Here is an 18,915-nt window from a genome sequence, read left to right as displayed (position 1 = left end):
CTTGTTCCTCCTTAGGCGTGAATCGGTAATCCATCGACGGCAAGTGCCGCTTCTTGGAAGGCTTCGCTTAATGCAGGGTGTGGGTGCACGAGTTGTCCCATCTCCCAAGCCGTCGCGTTCAAGACGAGCGCGAGTCCACCTTCTGTGATGAGTTCAGTCGCTTTCGGTCCGACGATATGAACACCGAGAAGGTCATCTGTTTCTTTGTCTGAAACGAGTTTGACGAATCCGTCGGCTTGTCCTTCAATCCGCGCTTTCCCGAGTCCATTGAAGCGATATGTCCCCGTTTTCACATCATGTCCGGCATCTTTCGCCGCCTCTTCCGTCAAGCCGACCGAAGCGACTTCAGGGACGCTGTATACACAACGTGGGATGAGCGCGTAATCGAGTGGTGTTGGTTCAAGTCCAAGAATCGTTTCGACCGCCTTCACGCCTTCTGCAGACGCGACGTGAGCGAGTTGTAACTTCCCGATGCAATCCCCGATTGCGAAGATATGACGTTCTTTCGTCCGATACTGACTATCGACTTGAATGATCCCATTCTCTACGACGATAGAAGTGTTTTGAAGTCCTAAGTCTTCCGTGTTGGCAACTCGGCCAACCGAGACGAGGACACAGTCTACTTGTAACATCTCTTCCCCGACAGCAAGCTCCACTGTATTTTCGTGAATCAATGTTCGTTCGGCGTCGACCGTCACGCTCTTCTTCACACGGACGCCACGCTTCTTCAATAGACGTTCCACCTCACGAGAGACCGCCTTGTCCTCAAGTGGAAGTAATCGATCTCCTACTTCGATCAACGTCACGTTCACATCTAAATCGACGAGCATGGACGCCCATTCGACTCCGATGACACCACCACCGACAATCGCAATCGATTCAGGTAGTGTCTCAAAATTGAGGAGGTCGTCCGAGTTTAAGATACGTTCGTGATCGAACGGCAATCCAGGAAGTTCACGCGGAATCGAACCTGTTGCGATAATCAATTGGTTTGGCAAGATGAGTTCTGACTCACCGCTTTCATCTTCAACGGATACGGTCCCAGGTTGTGGCGAGAAGATACTTGGTCCAAGGATCGAGGCTTTTCCGCGAAACACTTCAATTTTCCCTTGTTTCATCAAGTGCTCGATTCCTTTTTCAAGACCAGCTACAAGATCGCGTTTATACGTTTGGGCTCGTTCCATGTTGAACGTCACACTTCCCGTTTCTACGCCGTACGTTGCCCCCTGTTTCGCCGTTTGATAGACATGGGCAGCTTTTAGAAGAGCTTTCGTAGGGATGCAGCCTCTATGTAAGCAGGTGCCGCCTAATTTTCTCGCCTCGACGATTGCGACAGATTTACCAGCCTGTGCAGCCTTGATCGCAGCCACATATCCTCCTGGTCCTCCACCAATGACGACAACATCAAATTCTCGTGCCATGTGTATCCCCCTCATATTCTCTTGCGGTCTCTTCCTTCTCGATGACGCGAAGTGCCCCTTCTGCCAAGGCTTTCAATTCATCTTCACCTGGATAAACGTATACCGGCGCGAGGAATGCGACACGCTCTTTAATCTTGTCAGTCAGCCAGTCAGAATAAGCGATTCCACCTGTCAATAAGATGGCATCCACTCGACCACTGAGCGTCGCACCATGTTTTGAAATCTCTTGTGCGACACGGTAAGCCATCGTCTCATAAAGGAGTCTCGCCTCATCATCTCCCGATTCCATTCGTTGCTCAATCTCAATCGCATCGAATGTACCGAGGTGTGCGAACAACCCACCTTGACCGACAATTTTCTTTTTCATTTCCGATTCTTTATACCTGGTACTATAACATAGTTCTACTACCTGTCCAACAGGAATTGAACCTGCCCGTTCTGGAGCAAGTGGTCCATCACCGTCTAGTCCGTTGTTCACATCGATGACGCGTCCATGCTGATGCGCACCGACCGTAATCCCTCCGCCCAAGTGAGCGACAATCAAATTCAGCTCATTGTAATCGCTTCCATTTTCAGTCGCAAAGCGTTTGGCGACGGCTTTTTGATTCAGGGCATGATAAATACTACGGCGATCGATGTCGGCCATCCCGGTCTTTCTTGCCAACTCATGCATCTCATCGACAACGACAGGGTCAACGATGAAACTTGGGATTCCTTCAATCTCTCCTATTTTGGATGCAATCAATCCACCGAGGTTAGACGCATGCATTCCGAATCTTCCGCTCGTCAAGTCCTCTCGCATCAAATCATTGACGGTATACGTTCCTGATGTCATCGGTGCAAGCAAACCACCACGACCGACAATCGCGGTCAAATCATTGACCGCGATGCCAGTCTCTTCTAACAAGGCACGCACTTCTTGCTCACGATGAGGTAACTGCTCAGGAAGGCTGAGACCGGTCACGTCAATCTCATGGCGGACCGTACGTGTCATCACTTCTTCCTTCCCATCAAACAATCCAACTTTTGTCGAGGTCGACCCTGGGTTGATCGCAAGAATTAGCCGTTTTGTCATCTTAGCGTCTCCCTAGAATACTTTTTTCAACTTTAAGGAACTGACTACGTGAACGTGCCATCATGTGAATCCGTTCTTCGGCCATCTTGTCAGCCGCCACGTGCGTCGGTACTCCATCACGCTCCGCGATTTCAAAGACACGCATCATGTTGTCATAGATGAGTTCGACTTTCTTCATTGCCCGTTCACGGTTGTAACCTTCAAGTTCGTCCGCGACGTTGATGACACCTCCAGCGTTGATGACAAAGTCTGGCGCGTAGAGGATCCCGTTCTCGTCAAGCACATCCCCGTGACGATCTTCCGCCAATTGGTTGTTTGCGGCACCCGCAACGATTTGTGCTTTCAATTGTGGAATCGTTTTGTCGTTGATGACTGCACCGAGTGCACATGGAGCAAAAATGTCACACTCGACTGCATAAATCTCATCTGGTTTGACGACCGTCGCACCAAAGTCTGCTTCTGCACGTTTGAGCGCTTCTTCGTTGATGTCTGTCACAATCAAATGCGCGCCTTCTTCGTGGAGGTGACGACATAAGTTGTAGGCTACGTTACCGACACCTTGCACGGCAACCGTCTTCCCTGCGAGTGAGTCTGTTCCGAACTTCCATTTCGCAGCGGCTTTCATACCGCGGTAGACACCATACGCCGTTACTGGTGAAGGGTTACCACTTGAACCGAAAGCAGGGCTGACTCCTGTGACGTAATCCGTCTCCATATGGATGAAGTCCATGTCAGCAACCGTCGTATTCACATCTTCAGCAGTGATGTAACGTCCGCTGAGTGATTGTACGTAACGACCGAATGCGCGGAAGAGAGCTTCTGACTTGTCCGTCTTGGCATTTCCGATGATGACAGCCTTCCCGCCTCCAAGGTTGAGACCAGCCGCAGCATTTTTATAAGTCATTCCTTTTGCGAGACGCAACACGTCTGTGAGCGCTTCTTGCTCTGACTCATAATTCCACATGCGAAGTCCGCCAAGTGCTGGACCGAGCGTCGTATCGTGGATCGCAATGATTGCTTTTAGCCCAGACGCTTGGTCTTGGCAAAATACGATTTGTTCGTAATCCTCAGATTGTAAGACATCAAAAATACGGAAGCGTGGTTCTGTGTTTGTTTCCATCATGATCAATTCCTCCTGTTAAGTACGATTAGTTTTTGGCATGTAACAAAGCGAATGCGAGGGAATAAAGTTTCGCCTCCGCTGTATCGGCACGACTCGTCAATACGACAGGGGCAGATGCGCCAACGACAATCGCCGCAACGCTCGCCTCTGCGAAATACATGATTGATTTATAAAGGACGTTGCCGACCTCTATGTATGGTACGACTAATAAATCTGCTTGCCCCGCCACTTCACTATTAATTCCTTTTTGTTTCGCTGCGATCATATCGACCGCGTTATCAAGGGCGAGCGGTCCATCTACGATACAGCCTTTGATTTGTCCCCGACGATTCATCTGACTGAGCAATGCGGCATCGAGCGTCGCGTTCATCTGAGGGTTGACAACCTCAACAGCGCCAATCGCTGCGACTTTTGGCGATTCGTAACCGATGTCATGCATCGCCTCTACCGCATTATGAATGATTTCGACCTTTTCTTCGAGCGATGGCGCGATATGGATTGCAGCATCAGTCACACCAATCAATTTTTCCCGATTTGGAATTTGAAATAATGCGATATGACTGAGCGTCCGGTTCGTCCGAAGACCGGCCTCTCGATTGAGGACGGCTTTCATGAATGTCGATGTCGATACCATCCCTTTCATGAGCACATCCGCCTCTTTGTTTTTCACGGCCAGTGCAGCACGTCTGGCAATTTCTACATCACCTTTTGCATGTAAAATATCGACGTCTGACTCATCGATTCCATACTGTTCACATAACTTTCGGATTTCCCGGGCTTCACCAAATAAAATGAAACGTGACAATCCATGATCTGTGGCAAGTTTTACGGCTCGGATCACTTCTTCATCCGCTGCCCCCGCAATGGACACCGTACAACCCTCTAGTTGTTTTGCGTTCGTCAGCATCCGTTCAAAATTCATCATTGTCCCCCCTTGCTCTCTACACTATAACATAAGCAAGTTTGTTTCCTAAATTGTAAGCGCTTTATCACGCGGGTAACTATGCAAATAATTGCTTACCGTGCAGATAAATTCATGCATTTTACTGCATGGTTTCTAATTTGTTATACAAAGTTCGAATTGAAATTTTTAATCGACGTGCAGCTTCTGACTTATTCCCACCAGTTTCTTCAATCGTTCGTTCAATCAAATCACGCTCATATTTCGCAACCGCCTCATGGAGCGTTCGAGACTCGACGACTTTCTGACTCGGCGTGCGAGGTGATAATTGCAGGTGATGTGGAGCAATCCATTGTTCCGTGCTCGCCATATAAATCATCGCCCGACCAATCACATTCTCAAGTTCTCGGACGTTCCCTTTCCAATGCTGACTTTTTAGAAGCATGAGGGCATCTTCATCCACCCCTTGAACACTCCGACCATATTCTTGATTTAACTTTCGAATGATCCGGTCACAAAGTGCCTCGAGTTCATTCAACCGTTCACGAAGGGGAGGGATATGGATGGGCATGCGATTGATGCGATAGTACAAATCTTCACGGAAGGTCCCATCTGCCACTTTCTGTTCAAGATCGGCATTCGTCGCAGCGATGATGCGGACATCAATCGGAATCGCCGTCGTCCCTCCGACTCTGACAATCTCATTTTCTTGAAGGACACGCAGAAGCTTCACTTGGACATCGAGTGGCAGTTCTCCGATTTCGTCCAAAAAGAGCGAGCCGCCGTCTGCCTCCTCAAAGTAACCTGTCTTTCCACCACGCTTCGCACCACTGAACGCACCATCTTCATATCCGAACAGTTCACTTTCGAGAAGCGTGGGTGAAATGGCTGCACAGTTTACCCGGATAAACTTTTTGAATTTCCGAGGGGACTCCCCATGAATGGCATGGGCGAACAGTTCTTTTCCTGTTCCCGATTCTCCGCGAATCAATACTGTCACCGGGGTCACAGCTGCCAATTTCGCTTGATCGATGACGAATCGCATCGTATCACTTGTCGCGATGATATCGGCAAACTGATATTTCGCCTCTAGATTTCGAATGCGTGTTTTCGCTTCTTGTAATTCATCACGCAGCGCACGTATTTGAGACACGTCTCGAATGACGCCGACCGAACCTCGCAATTTCCCCTCAACGATGATTGGTTCGGCATTTACAAGGATGTCACGTCGCGTCGCCCCGATTTGCATCCGAATATCTCGAACACCCTGCCCCGTCGATAATACTTTCAAATGTACACTCTCCTGCATCCCGATGTCGGCAGTGGCAGGCTTATCGACGACATCTTCCTTTTTGAATCCCGTCAATCGTGTGTAAGACGGATTGATCAAGATGGTGTTGCCGTGATGATCGGCTACCGAAATCGCCTCACTCGTACACTCGATGATTGCCTCAAGCATCTGTTGATTCTGTTTCAATCGCTCGACAACGATTCGAATAAACTCTCCCGGCAACACAACTGCGTCTTGATAATGATCCTTCAACTCTTCAAACGTTTGATGCTGCCCTGTCGTCTCAATGACAAAGTCCAATGCTGCATCCGCATATTTCGTCCAATTGTCCGTCACGGCAATTCCATAACTTTTGGCAAGTGCGATTCCTTCAGCCGATGCATCGGAGTCCACGACCGCCACGATTGTAGCAAGCGGAGAGTCCATCAACATGTTCAGAACTTCCGTCCCCCCTTTTCCTGCCCCGACAATCATCAACCGTTTATTCATACGAATACCCCCATCTTTCTCTCTTCTCATCTTCATGCTACTGAATCCAAACATGATGCGCAAGCCGCCTAAAAATAGACAGTGTGGAATGAATGAATTTCTGTTAAAATAATGTATGGTAAAGGAGGAGATTGCATGCGTTTCATCGCGCTTCTAATCTTAATCGTCCCTGGTTTACTCGGTGTTTACGGAATCAAATTACTTCGTGATAGCTTCTTTTTGAAGACGAGTGGACCATTCACATGGATTGATTCACTCGCTGCCGCCTCCATGTTGCAGGGGACTTTTGGACTTCTGCTCGCCATGGGCGGGATCGGATTTGTAGCTGGCTATATATTTAACCGCGACAAAAAAACAGGTAAAGTTCAACGACTCGACTCATAAGCGCACAAAAAAAGGTTCCCTAACTTGACTTCATTTCAAGTGCGGAACCTTTTATTCGTATTGAATTGTGATCACTACGGATGATCTCCTTTCCAACTGCTATACTTCCATTGACATGAGATCCAACGTCTTCTTAATGAAGAAGTATGAAAGAACTTTAGTAACTGCCGTCTTGCGTGAACGGAACACTTCCATTCGAGTTACTAACTTTTTTTGTTATCGGATCATGTCCAACCATCCATCGTGAAGTCGAACGCTTGCCATAAACTATTCAACGGTTGACAACACTCCTTTTGGTTAACTGAACGATTCGTTTTTCCTATATCAACCCCTAGCTTCGAGTTGATGATAGAATCGTCTCGCGAATGAGCGACTGTCGCGACCTCACGTCGGGACATTAACGACTTGAGATGTCGTTCCCACCTCTGAGCTATTGTCGGATAGCGAACCGAGATGATTTTGTTTCTTCAAACATTGCTCCGGAACAAGTTTGAAAAGCGTTCATCTGACGCTTGTCCAAGTAACTTGGTACACCTTTATTATAACAAAACACTCTCGTTTTGCAAGCGCTTTCTTTCATAAAGTAAATAAATTTTTTATTGATTATTTTACAAAAAGGACTAAGCCATCAAACAGCTTAGTCTTTTTGAACGATTCAGTTGCTTTTAAACGACAAGTAGGTGACGAAATATGAAATGAACTCCGAGTTCTTCGGACTCCGCTCACGCTCAGGTCGCCCTTCAAACATCTCATGATCGCGCATTCCATTCTCCCACGCCGTCTTGATGGCGTGACGCATCGCCCGCTCTACACGTGACGAAGTCGTATCATGCTCTTTTGCGACCATCGGATACAATTCCTTCGTAATCAATCCAAGCAAATCTTGACGCTCGCGTACGTAAATGACGGCTTGGCGGATATACTTGAACCCTTTAATTCGAGGAGAAATCCCAAGCTGTTGGAGCAAGAGCGAAATTTCAATTTCGTCTGGAGACATTCCTTCGAATTCGCGATTCGCACCATCCGACAACTCACGAATTTTCGTCAATAGTTGTTGGATATTGAAAGGTTTGACGAGAAAGTAAGAGGCACCCAATTGAACCGCTTGTTTCGTCACTTCATCTTTTCCGAACGCACTCAACATGATCACTTCTGGCTTATCATCACCGAACTCTTCATGTAAACGTTGCAATACTCCGATCCCATCCAAATGAGGCATGATAATATCGAGTAAGAGTACATCCGGTTGGTGTGTCTTGACGACCTCCAAGCACGCTTCACCATCGTGCGCTGTTCCAACGACACGGAGATCAGGCTCAGATTCTAGTTGTCGGCTCAACAAATCGACGATTTCTCGATTGTCGTCCGCAATACATAATGTAATCACTTATGACACTCCTTTGATGAACTTCTGTTTTACTTGCTGTGACATTTCGAGCAACTCTTCAACATGTTGCTTCGTCAAGTCTGTCATTTGAATACCAGCAATCATTCGACCTAGCTCGTCAATCCGGCTCTCGCGGTCGAGAGTGGCAACGTTTGTCTTCGTCCGGTCGTCTGTTTCCGTCTTCGTGATATATAGGTGCTGATCTGCCATTGCAGCAACTTGAGCTAAGTGCGTGATACACAACACTTGCGACCCGACAGACAGACGGAAGATTTTTTCTCCCATCGCCTGTGCGACACGCCCTGATACTCCTGTATCGACTTCATCAAAGATAATCGATGCGACTCCGACCGTGCGGGAAAAGATTGATTTAAGAGCTAACATGACACGGGAAAGTTCACCACCTGAAGCTACTTTTGCAAGTGGCTTGAATGGTTCCCCGACGTTCGTCATCATATAAAACTCGACATCATCAAGACCGTCTTGTTTTAATGGCGTCGTTCGGAATCGGACTTCAAACGCTGTTTTCTCCATATATAATTCTTTTAATTCTCGATGGATGTCGTGCTGAAGGGACTCAGCCGCCGCTTTACGTGACGCTGACAGTCGTGCGCCTGCCTCTTTTGCGACTTTCTCTAATCGCAAAAGATCTTCTGACAGTGTTTGCAGCAACTCCTCACGATTCGTCATCGATTTCAATTCATCGGATACTTGTTCACCGTAAGTGATGACTTCTTCGATTGTCGTGCCATATTTCCGCTTAAGCTGTTGGAACAGTGCAAGACGCGACTCGATTTCATCTAACCGAATCGGATCGAACTCAAGTGAGTCGAGTTGGTCTCGTAACTGAAATTTCGCATCTTCGAGCAAATAATAAGCATTCGAGATTGTCTCTGACACAGATGCGAGGGAAGAGGACAATTGAGAAGCTTCTTCCATCTCGCGCATTGCGACCCCAATTTGGTCAAGTCCGTTCGAATCTTCCGCGACCGCCTCATAAGACAGGCGAATGTGTTGATGAATGCGTTCAAAGTTCGCTAATTCATCCCGTTCTTCCATTAACGCCTGTTCTTCACCCTCTTTTAGTTCAGCAGCTTCAATTTCTTTCGTTTGAAACGATAATAAGTCCATGCGTTGTGCAAGCTCTTGTTCACTTTGGCTGAGTCGCTTCAGTTCATCCGCGACTTGCTTCCAAGATGCGTACGCTGTCTGATATTCCTCTAATAATGGAGCGATTTCCTTTTCGGCATAATGGTCGAGAATGCCCAAGTGAAATTCTGAGTCCATCAAGTGTTGATGTTCATGCTGACCATGAATATCGACAAGTAAGCGACCGAATTCACGTAGCGTCGAGAGTGGCATCATCTTTCCATTCACACGGCAGACGCTTTTCCCGCTACTATGTAAGTCTCGGCGTAAAATGACTGTCCCGTCCTCGATTTCGATGCCGTATTGTTCGGCCGCCTCAATGACCGGATGATCCGATTCAACCATGAACATCCCTTCGATTTCGGCCTTATCCTGACCATAACGAACGAATTCGCTCGATCCACGTCCTCCAACAAGCAACCCAATCGCATCTAACAAAATCGATTTACCGGCACCTGTCTCACCCGTGAGAACGGTCATGCCCCGATTAAACGGAATGTTTAATTCGTCGATAATCGCAAACTGTTTGATTGATAGTTCTGCCAACATACGTACTTTCACCTCATAACATTCCGAGTAGTCGATCGATGATTTGTTTCGCTTTCTCCTCATCGCGAGCAATCATGAGAATCGTGTCATCTCCACAAACTGTTCCAATCAATTCGTCCCATGACAGATGGTCAATCAAGACACCGATTGCATCCGCGTTACCTGGTAGTACTTTCATGACAACCAAGTTTTGAGCTGAGTCGACCGAGACGAAGCTGTCACCGAGGATGCGCTTCATTTTTCCGTATGGGTTAAAACGCTGATCGGCAGGCAAGCTGTATTTATATCGTCCGTCATTCAAGGGAACTTTCACTAAATGTAACTCTTTAATATCCCGAGATACAGTCGCCTGTGTGACGGGATATCCTAAGCGACGAAGTTCGTCTACTAATTCATCTTGCGTTTCGATTTCACGATTCGTTACGATGTCTCGAATTTTAATCAATCGCTGTCCTTTATTCATAAGCGCTGACACCTCATTTTTCGTTTCACATACACATTATCATTCTAAAGTATTGTCGAAAAAAGGTCTAGCATTCCAGTGGGTATTTCCACCATTCCCCATCTCTTCTTCATCGATAACAAAAAGCTACAGACAAATCTGTCTGTAGCCAATGCTTATCCCTTTAGTTTGGCATGTGCCGCATCCACCACGTCTTCGACTTGTAGGGATGGTTCGATCCCGCCTACTCCCGTATAACGGGCGAATAAGAGGAATTCAATATTTCCGTCTCCGCCTGTGATCGGGGAGTAATCCAATCCTTCGACGAAGAACCCTTCCGATGCAAAATAGCGAACCATATCACTCGCCACTCGCACATGTACGTCACGGTCTCGCACAATGCCTTTCTTCCCGACGTCGGCTTTACCGGCTTCGAATTGTGGTTTGACGAGCGCCATGACGACACCTTCCTGCTTTAAAATCGCTTTTAGAGGTGGCACCATAAGACGAAGTGAGATGAAAGAAACATCAATCGTCGCAAAATCTGGTTTAACCGGGAATTGATCAGCCGTCGCATGACGGAAGTTCATCCGTTCCATGACCACAACCCGATCATCGCTCCGAAGTTTCCAGGCGAGCTGATTGTAACCGACATCGACCGCATACATTTGTGTTGCACCGTTTTGAAGGGCACAGTCTGTAAACCCTCCAGTCGAGGAGCCGATATCAATCCCAACACGTCCTTCGACGTCGAGCGGGAACACTTGCAGAGCTTTCTCAAGCTTAAGTCCGCCTCGTCCGACGTACGGTAGAACTTGACCTTTCACTTCAAGAGGGATATCGTCAAACACTTTATCGCCTGCTTTATCCAGACGTTCGGTCCCGCTGTAGACAAGACCGGCCATGACAGCCCGTTTCGCCTTCTCTCGTGTTTCAGCGAGACCGCGTTCGACGAGTAGTACATCTAATCTTGTTTTCGTTCTTTTTTCCATAATCCCTCACACATTCTGTCGATTTGTCTCCATCACGAACCGTTCAATCGATTCCGCCATTTGGGCTGGTCGGAGACCAATCTCTTCTAAAAGTTGGTTGACGCCGCCGTGCTCGATATATCGGTCTGGAATCCCGAGGCGTTGAATCCGCGGGAACGCTCCTGTTTCATTCGCATGTTCTAACACACTGCTTCCAAAACCACCTGCGAGTGCTGCTTCTTCAAGTGTCACGAGCGGAATGCCCTCTGCATATAAAGAAGTGAGCATTGCATCATCGAGCGGCTTGATCGTGCGACAATTGATGACGCGCACACTGAGCTTGCCTTCTAATAATGAACGTACTTCTAACGCGTCTTGAACTTGTGGTCCGAACGTCAAAATGGCGACATCCGTTCCTTCCGCCTCGACTTCCCAATCATCGAGTGAGATTTCTTGGAGCGTATCACTCATTGGTACGCCAATCCCTTCGCCACGAGGGAAGCGGATTGCAATCGGTCCATCATCGTAACGAAGCGCGGAGTAAACGAGTTGTTGTAACTCTTCTTCATCTTTCGCCATCAAAATTCGAATGTTCGGTACGTGACGCATGAAGGCGATATCGAATACACCTTGGTGCGTCTCTCCATCTGCCCCGACAAGTCCTGAACGGTCAATCGTGAATACAACGTTCAAGTTTTGACGACAAATGTCATGGACGAGTTGATCGTACGCACGCTGGAAGAACGTTGAGTAAATCGAGACGACCGGTTTCAAACCTTGTGTCGCTTGACCTCCCGCTAGCGTTACCGCATGCTGTTCGGCAATCCCGACGTCAAACATGCGTTCCGGGAATTTTTTTGTGAAGCAGTCGAGTTTCGAACCGACACTCATTGCCGGCGTGATCAACGTCACCCGATCATCCGACTCTGCCACTTTCGTAATCGTCTCTGCGACGACTTTCGAGTAGCTCGGTCCTTTTGGCTTCCCTTTGATCACTTCACCTGACTCAATCTTGTAAGGTCCTAAACCGTGCCACGTTCCGACACCGTCTAACTCAGCGGGACGGTAACCCTTCCCTTTTTTCGTGATGACGTGAACGAGAACAGGTCCATCGATTTTTTTCGCGTACTCGAGTGTCTCAAGCAAGTCTTTCAAATCGTGACCGTCAGTCGGTCCAAAGTAAGTGAAGCCAAGTTCTTCAAAGAATGTGCCCGGAATGAGTGCAGACTTCAATAAATCTTTTACTCGCTCCCCACTTCGTTCGAGTGAATTGCCGACAAGTGGAATGTGCTTGATGATCGATTCCATCTCTTCCCGTGCATGCTTCAGTTTACGTGACGCACGGATTCGACCGAGCATATTATGCATCGCCCCAACGTTCGGCGCGATCGACATCTCATTGTCGTTCAAGATGACAATGACATTCTGCTTCTCGGCACCGATGTGGTTCAATGCCTCGAGCGCCATTCCTCCAGTCAACGCTCCATCACCGATGATGGCAATGGCACGATCATTCGCACGTCCTTTTAATTCATTTGCGATTGCAATCCCCATTGCTGCTGAAAGCGACGTCGAACTGTGGCCAGTTTCCCATACATCATGTTCACTCTCACAACGTTTAGGGAACCCACACAACCCGTTGTATTGTCGAAGGGTATCAAACTGGCTCGTACGTCCTGTCAAAATTTTATGAACGTACGCCTGATGACCGACGTCCCATACAAATTGGTCTTTCGGACTGTCAAATACACGGTGTAGGGCTAGCGTCAACTCTACAACTCCTAAGTTTGGCGCTAAATGCCCTCCCGTCACTGCCAATTTTTCAATCAAGAATCGTCTAATATCTGAGCCGAGTGATTCGAGTTCGGTTACAGACATCCTTTTCAGGAATGACGGGTCTTGAATGGATGTCAAGTCCATAATGACCATCCTTTCTCCTCACAATTTACTGATTCGTACCTTACATTTTACAAGAATGTGACGGTAGATGCCACACATTCCCCAAAACAAAGGTGACACGATGTGCTCATCGTGTCACCGGGATCAATGATTTCGTTTCACCACAAATGCCAACAAGTCTAATAATAGCGGAGCTTGAATCGAAAGGGACTCAATGGCAAAGGTCGCTGCCTCTACTTCTGCATCGAGTGCACGCTTCGCCCCGTCTAATCCGAGCAGTTTCGGATACGTCGTTTTTTCATTCTCTTCATCCGAACCGACACGTTTACCGATTGTCTGTTCGTCCCCGACGACATCTAAGATATCGTCTTGAATCTGAAATGCGATGCCCAGATGTCGACCGAATTGTTTTAATTGTGTCCGATCTTCCTCCGACACACCGGCAAGGATTCCACCCGCTTCAAGCGCATAGACGAGCAGTGCACCCGTCTTTCGTTCATGAATCGACTGGAGTTCCTGTAACGTGACGTCACTCCGTTTCTCAGCGAGCATATCGTCCAACTGACCGCCGACCATGCCAGAGCTACCAGCTGCTAGACCGAAAACGCGAATGATTTCGACGATTTCTTCAGCAGGGAGCGACATTTGCGCAAGAATGCGAAATGCATCCGTCAAAAGCGCATCTCCTGCTAAAATGGCAGTCGCCTCATCAAACTGTCGGTGATTCGTCGGTCGACCCCGGCGAAGATCATCATCATCCATCGCCGGCAAATCATCGTGAATAAGTGAATATGTATGGACCATCTCGAGCGTCGCTGCAACCTCACTGCCTCGCTCGAGTGGAACACCGTACGTTTCTAAAACAGCATAGACAAGCGCGGGACGGATTCGTTTTCCGCCCGCTTCTAGAGAATAGACCATCGCATCGCGAAGTCGCGTCGGCATGTCACTCGCCTCAATGAGCGAACGCATCGATTCCTCGACAGTTCGCTTCCACTTATTTAAATCATCTGTGCGGTTCATGCAGACCCTCCTTTTTCACGAAGGGTACCGTCTAACTCGAGTATTTCGTCCATTTTCTTTTCAGCGGCCGAGAGTTTTGTCTGGCACAAAGCAGATAACCGGACACCTTCTTCATATAAAGTCATCGCTTCCTCTAACGGTACGTCACCGGTTTCGAGTTGTGAGACAATCTGTTCGAGTCGTTCAAGTGCCGCTTCAAACGTCTGTTCTTTTTTCGTCACCAACAATCCTCTCCTTCACCTCAGCGACAGCGTGACCGTCCCGAAAACGAATCGAGATGTTCCCATCGCGTAATTCTTTCACATTTTGCACATATGCTCCATCTTGTTCAATGAACGTGTAGCCCCGTGATAGGACGGCGAGCGGACTGACCGCATGCAATCTTCCTACCTGTTGTGTAAATTGTCGTTTCGATTGTTCTAATGGTTTCGTCCGATGAAGTCGATCGACCATTTGATTGACCTGTTCTCCTTGTTGCGACAAGGTTTTTGAGAAGCGTTTCACATCAAGCTGTTGTGACAACTGACGGAGTTGATGAGTCGCTTCGGAAAGATGTCGCTTCATCCCTTGCTCAAGGCGAATCTCCGATTGTGCAAAACGTTCTCGTTTTTGAGAAATCGTGTAACGTGGTGATTTCAAGCCATAACTGTTAATCATCCGGTCTACACGATTCCGAGAGTCCTCGAGTTGAACCTTAACGGATTTGTGCAGATGGGTGTCTAGACGCTCCACATCTTTCCGCTGGGCATCAATCATCGCTGTGGCGAGTTCGGCCGCCGCTGTCGGAGTTGCCGCCCGAACATCTGCGACAAAATCAGCGAGCGTATAATCTGTCTCATGGCCGACAGCAGAGATGACCGGGATGGTCGACGCATAGATGGCTTCGACCACGACATCTTCATTAAACGCCCACAATTCTTCAATCGAGCCACCCCCACGACCGACGATGAGTACATCACAGTCGGTCCGTTCATTCATCCAACGAATGGCAGATGCCACTTGTGGGGCAGCCATTTCGCCCTGTACGGCCACAGGAGCGAATGTGATGGCGACGTGAGGCGCACGACGCCGAAGTGTCGTCGCAATATCATGCAACGCTGCACCTTTTGGAGATGTGACAATTCCAATCCGCTCAGGAAACGTCGGAAGGAGTTGTTTTCGGTCTGCATCAAACCAACCGTTTTCCTCAAGTTCACGTTTTCTCGCTTCATACTGTTCGTACAATAAACCGATCCCGTCTTGACGCATCAGTTCGACGTACAATTGAACGTCACCGGTCGCTTCATACATCGTCACTCTTGAGACGGCAATGACCTTCATTCCGTCTTTCGGTTCGAATTGAAGCTGTTTCGCATCTCGAGAAAACATGACGGCTTTCATGCGGGACGCATCATCTTTCAAGGTAAAATAACAATGACCAGATGAATAGCGTTTAAAATTCGAGATTTCACCGATGACCGCGACTTGTCGAAGCAAGACATCATCATCGAGTTGTCGCTTCACATATCGAACCACTTCGGAGACCGGAAGTGGGTTAGCCACGTGACGCTACCTCAACCGTATTGTGCATGAGCATCGTGATCGTCATCGGACCGACACCGCCAGGAACCGGCGTAATCGCACTCGCCTTCTCTTTAACGGTCTCATAGTCGACGTCGCCAACGAGACGACCTTCGACACGGTTGACGCCGACGTCGATGACAAGCGCACCAGGTTTGACCATGTCTGAAGTAACGAGACCCGCACGACCGACTGCGACAATTAAGATGTCTGCCTGTCGTGTCATTTCTCCAAGGTCTTTCGTTTTCGAATGACAGTACGTGACCGTAGCAGATTCATTCAAGAACAACATGCCGACTGGTTTTCCGACGATTTGACTGCGACCGACGACCACGACATGTTTCCCGGCGATCTCAGTTTGTGTCTTTGCGAGATGCAAGATGCCGTGTGGTGTACATGGAAGCAACGTATCAAGACCGAGCATCATCTTTCCGACGTTTTCAGGATGGAAGCCGTCTACGTCCTTCTTAGGAGAGATGCGCATGATGACTCGTGATTCGTCAATGTGTTTTGGTAGTGGGAGTTGCACGAGAATCCCGTGAACTTCCTCATCCTCATTCATCAAGTCAATCAAGTCGAGCAATTCTTTTTCGGTAATCGTCTCATCGAAACGGAGCACTTGTGAATCGATCCCGATTTCTTGTGCTGCCCGTTCTTTCCCGCGTACATAGCTATGACTTGCTGGGTCATCCCCAATCAATACTACTTTTAATTTCGGTACGATGTTGCGTGCGCGAAGTTCCGTCACACGTTCTTTCAACGTTTCTCGATATGATGCTGCCACTTGTTTCCCGTCGATCACTACTGCCATCTCTCTCATCCCCCGTTGTCTTTAGGTTTTTCTGTAGTTGGTCTGGTGTCTTATCTCTATTTTTTAGTCTTCTTTAATAATGTTGCCGAGTACGCCATTCACGAGCTTACCGGCTTCTTCGTCTCCGAACGATTTCGCGAGTTCGACCGCCTCGTTGATGGTAACGTTCTCTGGAATCGTTTCAACGTATAGCAATTCAAACGTCGCCATACGTAAAATCGTACGTTCGACATTCCCTAGACGATCCAAGCGCCAGTTTTTCAAGTTTTCGACGAGCAAAGCGTCAATATCCTCTTGATGCTCTAGCGTTCCTGTGACGAGTTGTTCGTAAAACGGATCAGACTCTTGCCCGTCCAATGCGAATTCGATGGCTTCGTCCACCTCTAATTTAGATACTTCGATTTGAAAAAGCGTTTGAATCGCTTTCTCTCGTGCTTCATGACGTTTCATTCAGTTACTCTCCTTTTACATGCTTTCATTGTGATAGTTTAGCATAAAGCACTCATAAATTCAGTACAAAAAACCAGGAAGCCGAAATAATGTTCGGGCTTCCTGGTTGTTGTTATTTCGCCAATGACATTTCTTTTTCGACAAATTTCGTGTCGAATGTACCGATTCGGAACTGTTCATGTGCCATCACTTGTTGATGGAACGGAATCGTCGTTTTGATTCCCGAAACCGTAAACTCGTCTAAAGCGCGTAACATCTTTAAAATCGCCTCGTCGCGCGTCGGCGCATGTACGATCAATTTGGCGACCATCGAGTCGTAGAACGGAGGGATCATCGCTCCTGCATATAGACCGCTGTCCACCCGAACGCCCATACCACCTGGGACGATGTATTGATCGATTTTCCCCGCCATCGGACGGAAGTCCATGAACGGGTCTTCTGCGTTGATCCGGCATTCAATCGAATGCCCAGAGAACGTGATGTCTTCTTGAGAGATGGCGAGCGGATGCCCGAGTGCCACTTCTAATTGTGCTTGCACGAGATCGAATCCGGTGATCATCTCCGTGACCGGGTGTTCGACTTGAATCCGCGTATTCATTTCCATGAAATAGAACTCATTGGATTCTGGAACATAGATGAACTCGATTGTCCCCGCTCCAGAATATTGAATCGCTTTCGCCGCTTTGACTGCCGCATCTCCCATCATTTGACGTGTTGCTTCGTCAATCGCAGGTGATGGCGCTTCTTCAACGAGCTTCTGCATCCGTCGTTGAATCGTGCAATCACGCTCGCCTAAATGAATCACATTCCCGAATTGGTCAGCGAGAACTTGCACTTCTACGTGACGGAACGACTCGATAAATTTCTCGAGATACACGTCTCCGTTACCGAACGCCTGCTTCGCCTCTTTGCGTGTAGCGACCAACCCTTGGATGAGTTCGTCTTCGTTTCGGGCGACCCGAATACCGCGTCCCCCACCACCTGCCGTCGCCTTGATGATGACCGGATAGCCCATCTCGCGCGCAAGTTCTACGGCCTCTTCATCCGTGACGACACCGCTAGAACCCGGGACGACCGGCACACCTGACTCAATCATCGTTCGTTTGGCCTCATCCTTGATTCCCATCTTGCGGATGGCATAGCTACTCGGTCCGACAAATTGGATGCCACACGCCTCACACATCTCGGCAAATTCAGCGTTTTCAGCTAAAAATCCATATCCAGGGTGCACCATCGTCGCGTCCACGGCACATGCGACCGACAAGATGTTTGGAATGTTTAAATACGAGTCTTTGGACGGATTTGGTCCAATACAGTATGCTTCGTCGGCCAAATGAACATGTAACGCTTCACGGTCTGCTTCTGAAAAAACAGCGACCGTCGGAATATTCAATTCTTTTGCAGCACGTATGATTCGAACCGCGATTTCTCCACGGTTAGCAATTAATAATTTCATAACGACCTCACTTCACGCTGAAGAGCGGTTGACCGAATTCGACGAGATCGCCATCTGCGACGAGCACTTCTACGATTTCGCCACTGATTTCCGCTTCGACATCGTTAAACAGTTTCATCGCCTCTAGAATACAGACGATTTGTCCTGACTCCACTCGATCACCTACATTGACGAAGGCTTCTTTATCCGGAGCTGGACGGGAATAAAACGTTCCGACCATTGGAGAGGTGATTGTACGGTAAGACGCTTGTTCTGGCGTCGATTGTTCTTTATATTCTTCTGCTTGAGGAGCAGGCGCAGGTGGCGCGATTGCTTGTGTCTGCATCACAGGCGCGTTCATGACCGCTTGCGCTTCTTTCTTTAATGACAGTTTGAAATCAGATGTTTCAAGCTCCATTTCATGAACCGTTGACTGGTCCAATAGTTGAATGAGCTCTTTGATTTGATCGATTTGCATCTTTCTTACCCCCTGTTTATACCTGGTACTAATCTCCTCTTCACTATAACTGGTCAGACCAATGAATGCAACGAGAA

The 18,915-nt window shown here is 48.1% G+C and carries 18 protein-coding genes; 1 reads left to right on the top strand and 17 read right to left on the bottom strand.

Translation table 11 applies throughout. The features are described 5' to 3' along the window. Positions 1 to 11 precede the first annotated feature (11 nt). From lpdA to PJK55_RS02045, 5 genes are all read right to left on the bottom strand, one after another. Positions 12 to 1,421, bottom strand: a complete 1,410-nt coding sequence (gene lpdA, locus PJK55_RS02065) for a dihydrolipoyl dehydrogenase (RefSeq protein ID WP_271304638.1) — start codon at positions 1,419 to 1,421, stop codon at positions 12 to 14. Next, on the bottom strand, positions 1,405 to 2,496 hold the full coding sequence (gene buk, locus PJK55_RS02060) for a butyrate kinase (RefSeq protein WP_271304637.1): 1,092 nt from the start codon (positions 2,494 to 2,496) through the stop codon (positions 1,405 to 1,407). Before buk ends, lpdA begins: the two co-directional genes overlap by 17 nt. 1 nt (position 2,497) lies before the next feature. Further along, entirely contained in the window at positions 2,498 to 3,619 is a 1,122-nt protein-coding gene (locus tag PJK55_RS02055; RefSeq protein WP_214782426.1) for a Glu/Leu/Phe/Val family dehydrogenase, read from the bottom strand. Positions 3,620 to 3,644: 25 nt separating this feature from the next. After that, on the bottom strand, positions 3,645 to 4,541 hold the full coding sequence (gene yqiS, locus PJK55_RS02050) for a phosphate butyryltransferase (RefSeq protein ID WP_271304636.1): 897 nt from the start codon (positions 4,539 to 4,541) through the stop codon (positions 3,645 to 3,647). 121 nt (positions 4,542 to 4,662) lie between these two features. Next, a complete protein-coding gene (locus tag PJK55_RS02045; RefSeq protein WP_271304635.1) occupies positions 4,663 to 6,300 on the bottom strand; it encodes a sigma 54-interacting transcriptional regulator in 1,638 nt (545 codons plus the stop codon). A 135-nt stretch (positions 6,301 to 6,435) separates the two neighbouring features. Between PJK55_RS02045 and PJK55_RS02040 the strand changes: the two genes are divergently transcribed. Next, the gene (locus PJK55_RS02040; RefSeq protein ID WP_074033291.1) at positions 6,436 to 6,684 is read left to right on the top strand and encodes a DUF2627 domain-containing protein; all 249 of its coding nucleotides are present in this window, start codon (positions 6,436 to 6,438) and stop codon (positions 6,682 to 6,684) included. A gap of 655 nt (positions 6,685 to 7,339) precedes the next feature. On the opposite strand, the gene spo0A is transcribed toward PJK55_RS02040, so the two are convergent. From spo0A to accB, 12 genes are all read right to left on the bottom strand, one after another. Next, the gene (gene spo0A, locus PJK55_RS02035) at positions 7,340 to 8,071 is read right to left on the bottom strand and encodes a sporulation transcription factor Spo0A (RefSeq protein ID WP_224861415.1); all 732 of its coding nucleotides are present in this window, start codon (positions 8,069 to 8,071) and stop codon (positions 7,340 to 7,342) included. Continuing rightward, complete coding sequence (recN, locus tag PJK55_RS02030; RefSeq protein WP_271304634.1) at positions 8,072 to 9,769, bottom strand: DNA repair protein RecN; 1,698 nt, start codon at positions 9,767 to 9,769, stop codon at positions 8,072 to 8,074. Positions 9,770 to 9,782: 13 nt separating this feature from the next. Next, positions 9,783 to 10,232: a transcriptional regulator AhrC/ArgR gene (ahrC, locus tag PJK55_RS02025; protein WP_214748051.1), complete on the bottom strand. Its 450-nt coding sequence runs from the start codon at positions 10,230 to 10,232 to the stop codon at positions 9,783 to 9,785. Between the two features lie 155 nt (positions 10,233 to 10,387). Next, positions 10,388 to 11,203 carry a TlyA family RNA methyltransferase gene (locus PJK55_RS02020; RefSeq protein ID WP_271304633.1) on the bottom strand — a complete coding sequence of 272 codons (816 nt, stop codon included), beginning with the start codon at positions 11,201 to 11,203 and terminating at the stop codon, positions 10,388 to 10,390. A gap of 6 nt (positions 11,204 to 11,209) precedes the next feature. Further along, the gene (gene dxs / locus PJK55_RS02015; protein WP_271304632.1) at positions 11,210 to 13,102 is read right to left on the bottom strand and encodes a 1-deoxy-D-xylulose-5-phosphate synthase; all 1,893 of its coding nucleotides are present in this window, start codon (positions 13,100 to 13,102) and stop codon (positions 11,210 to 11,212) included. Between the two features lie 123 nt (positions 13,103 to 13,225). Then, positions 13,226 to 14,104 (bottom strand): polyprenyl synthetase family protein, encoded by an 879-nt coding sequence (locus tag PJK55_RS02010; RefSeq protein ID WP_271304631.1) that lies wholly within the window; start codon positions 14,102 to 14,104, stop codon positions 13,226 to 13,228. After that, the gene (xseB, locus tag PJK55_RS02005; RefSeq protein WP_271304630.1) at positions 14,101 to 14,325 is read right to left on the bottom strand and encodes an exodeoxyribonuclease VII small subunit; all 225 of its coding nucleotides are present in this window, start codon (positions 14,323 to 14,325) and stop codon (positions 14,101 to 14,103) included. The genes PJK55_RS02010 and xseB overlap by 4 nt, the downstream gene beginning before the upstream one ends. Continuing rightward, on the bottom strand, positions 14,300 to 15,646 hold the full coding sequence (xseA, locus tag PJK55_RS02000; protein ID WP_271304629.1) for an exodeoxyribonuclease VII large subunit: 1,347 nt from the start codon (positions 15,644 to 15,646) through the stop codon (positions 14,300 to 14,302). Before xseA ends, xseB begins: the two co-directional genes overlap by 26 nt. Then, on the bottom strand, positions 15,639 to 16,475 hold the full coding sequence (folD, locus tag PJK55_RS01995) for a bifunctional methylenetetrahydrofolate dehydrogenase/methenyltetrahydrofolate cyclohydrolase FolD (RefSeq protein ID WP_271304628.1): 837 nt from the start codon (positions 16,473 to 16,475) through the stop codon (positions 15,639 to 15,641). Before folD ends, xseA begins: the two co-directional genes overlap by 8 nt. A 63-nt stretch (positions 16,476 to 16,538) precedes the next feature. After that, positions 16,539 to 16,925, bottom strand: a complete 387-nt coding sequence (gene nusB / locus PJK55_RS01990; protein ID WP_214692966.1) for a transcription antitermination factor NusB — start codon at positions 16,923 to 16,925, stop codon at positions 16,539 to 16,541. A 112-nt stretch (positions 16,926 to 17,037) separates the two neighbouring features. Further along, positions 17,038 to 18,381, bottom strand: a complete 1,344-nt coding sequence (accC, locus tag PJK55_RS01985) for an acetyl-CoA carboxylase biotin carboxylase subunit (protein ID WP_214748033.1) — start codon at positions 18,379 to 18,381, stop codon at positions 17,038 to 17,040. Between the two features lie 7 nt (positions 18,382 to 18,388). Then, positions 18,389 to 18,838, bottom strand: a complete 450-nt coding sequence (gene accB / locus PJK55_RS01980) for an acetyl-CoA carboxylase biotin carboxyl carrier protein (protein ID WP_271304627.1) — start codon at positions 18,836 to 18,838, stop codon at positions 18,389 to 18,391. Positions 18,839 to 18,915: the final 77 nt, after the last annotated feature.

The sequence above is a fragment of the Exiguobacterium sp. MMG028 genome, from assembly GCF_027947425.1.
Taxonomy (GTDB): domain Bacteria; phylum Bacillota; class Bacilli; order Exiguobacteriales; family Exiguobacteriaceae; genus Exiguobacterium; species Exiguobacterium aestuarii_A.
The sequence above is the reverse complement of the archived record's forward strand: the minus strand, read 5'-3'. Positions and strand labels throughout refer to the sequence as shown.

Bases quoted from the DNA above. Each gene is read 5' to 3' on its own strand.
- lpdA (WP_271304638.1), bottom strand. From the start codon at position 1,421: ATGGCACGAGAATTTGATGTTGTCGTCATTGGTGGAGGACCAGGAGGA.
- buk (WP_271304637.1), bottom strand. From the start codon at position 2,496: ATGACAAAACGGCTAATTCTTGCGATCAACCCAGGGTCGACCTCGACA.
- PJK55_RS02055 (WP_214782426.1), bottom strand. From the start codon at position 3,619: ATGATGGAAACAAACACAGAACCACGCTTCCGTATTTTTGATGTCTTA.
- yqiS (WP_271304636.1), bottom strand. From the start codon at position 4,541: ATGAATTTTGAACGGATGCTGACGAACGCAAAACAACTAGAGGGTTGT.
- PJK55_RS02045 (WP_271304635.1), bottom strand. From the start codon at position 6,300: ATGAATAAACGGTTGATGATTGTCGGGGCAGGAAAAGGGGGGACGGAA.
- PJK55_RS02040 (WP_074033291.1), top strand. From the start codon at position 6,436: ATGCGTTTCATCGCGCTTCTAATCTTAATCGTCCCTGGTTTACTCGGT.
- recN (WP_271304634.1), bottom strand. From the start codon at position 9,769: ATGTTGGCAGAACTATCAATCAAACAGTTTGCGATTATCGACGAATTA.
- ahrC (WP_214748051.1), bottom strand. From the start codon at position 10,232: ATGAATAAAGGACAGCGATTGATTAAAATTCGAGACATCGTAACGAAT.
- PJK55_RS02020 (WP_271304633.1), bottom strand. From the start codon at position 11,203: ATGGAAAAAAGAACGAAAACAAGATTAGATGTACTACTCGTCGAACGC.
- dxs (WP_271304632.1), bottom strand. From the start codon at position 13,102: ATGGACTTGACATCCATTCAAGACCCGTCATTCCTGAAAAGGATGTCT.
- PJK55_RS02010 (WP_271304631.1), bottom strand. From the start codon at position 14,104: ATGAACCGCACAGATGATTTAAATAAGTGGAAGCGAACTGTCGAGGAA.
- folD (WP_271304628.1), bottom strand. From the start codon at position 16,475: ATGGCAGTAGTGATCGACGGGAAACAAGTGGCAGCATCATATCGAGAA.
- nusB (WP_214692966.1), bottom strand. From the start codon at position 16,925: ATGAAACGTCATGAAGCACGAGAGAAAGCGATTCAAACGCTTTTTCAA.
- accC (WP_214748033.1), bottom strand. From the start codon at position 18,381: ATGAAATTATTAATTGCTAACCGTGGAGAAATCGCGGTTCGAATCATA.
- accB (WP_271304627.1), bottom strand. From the start codon at position 18,838: ATGCAAATCGATCAAATCAAAGAGCTCATTCAACTATTGGACCAGTCA.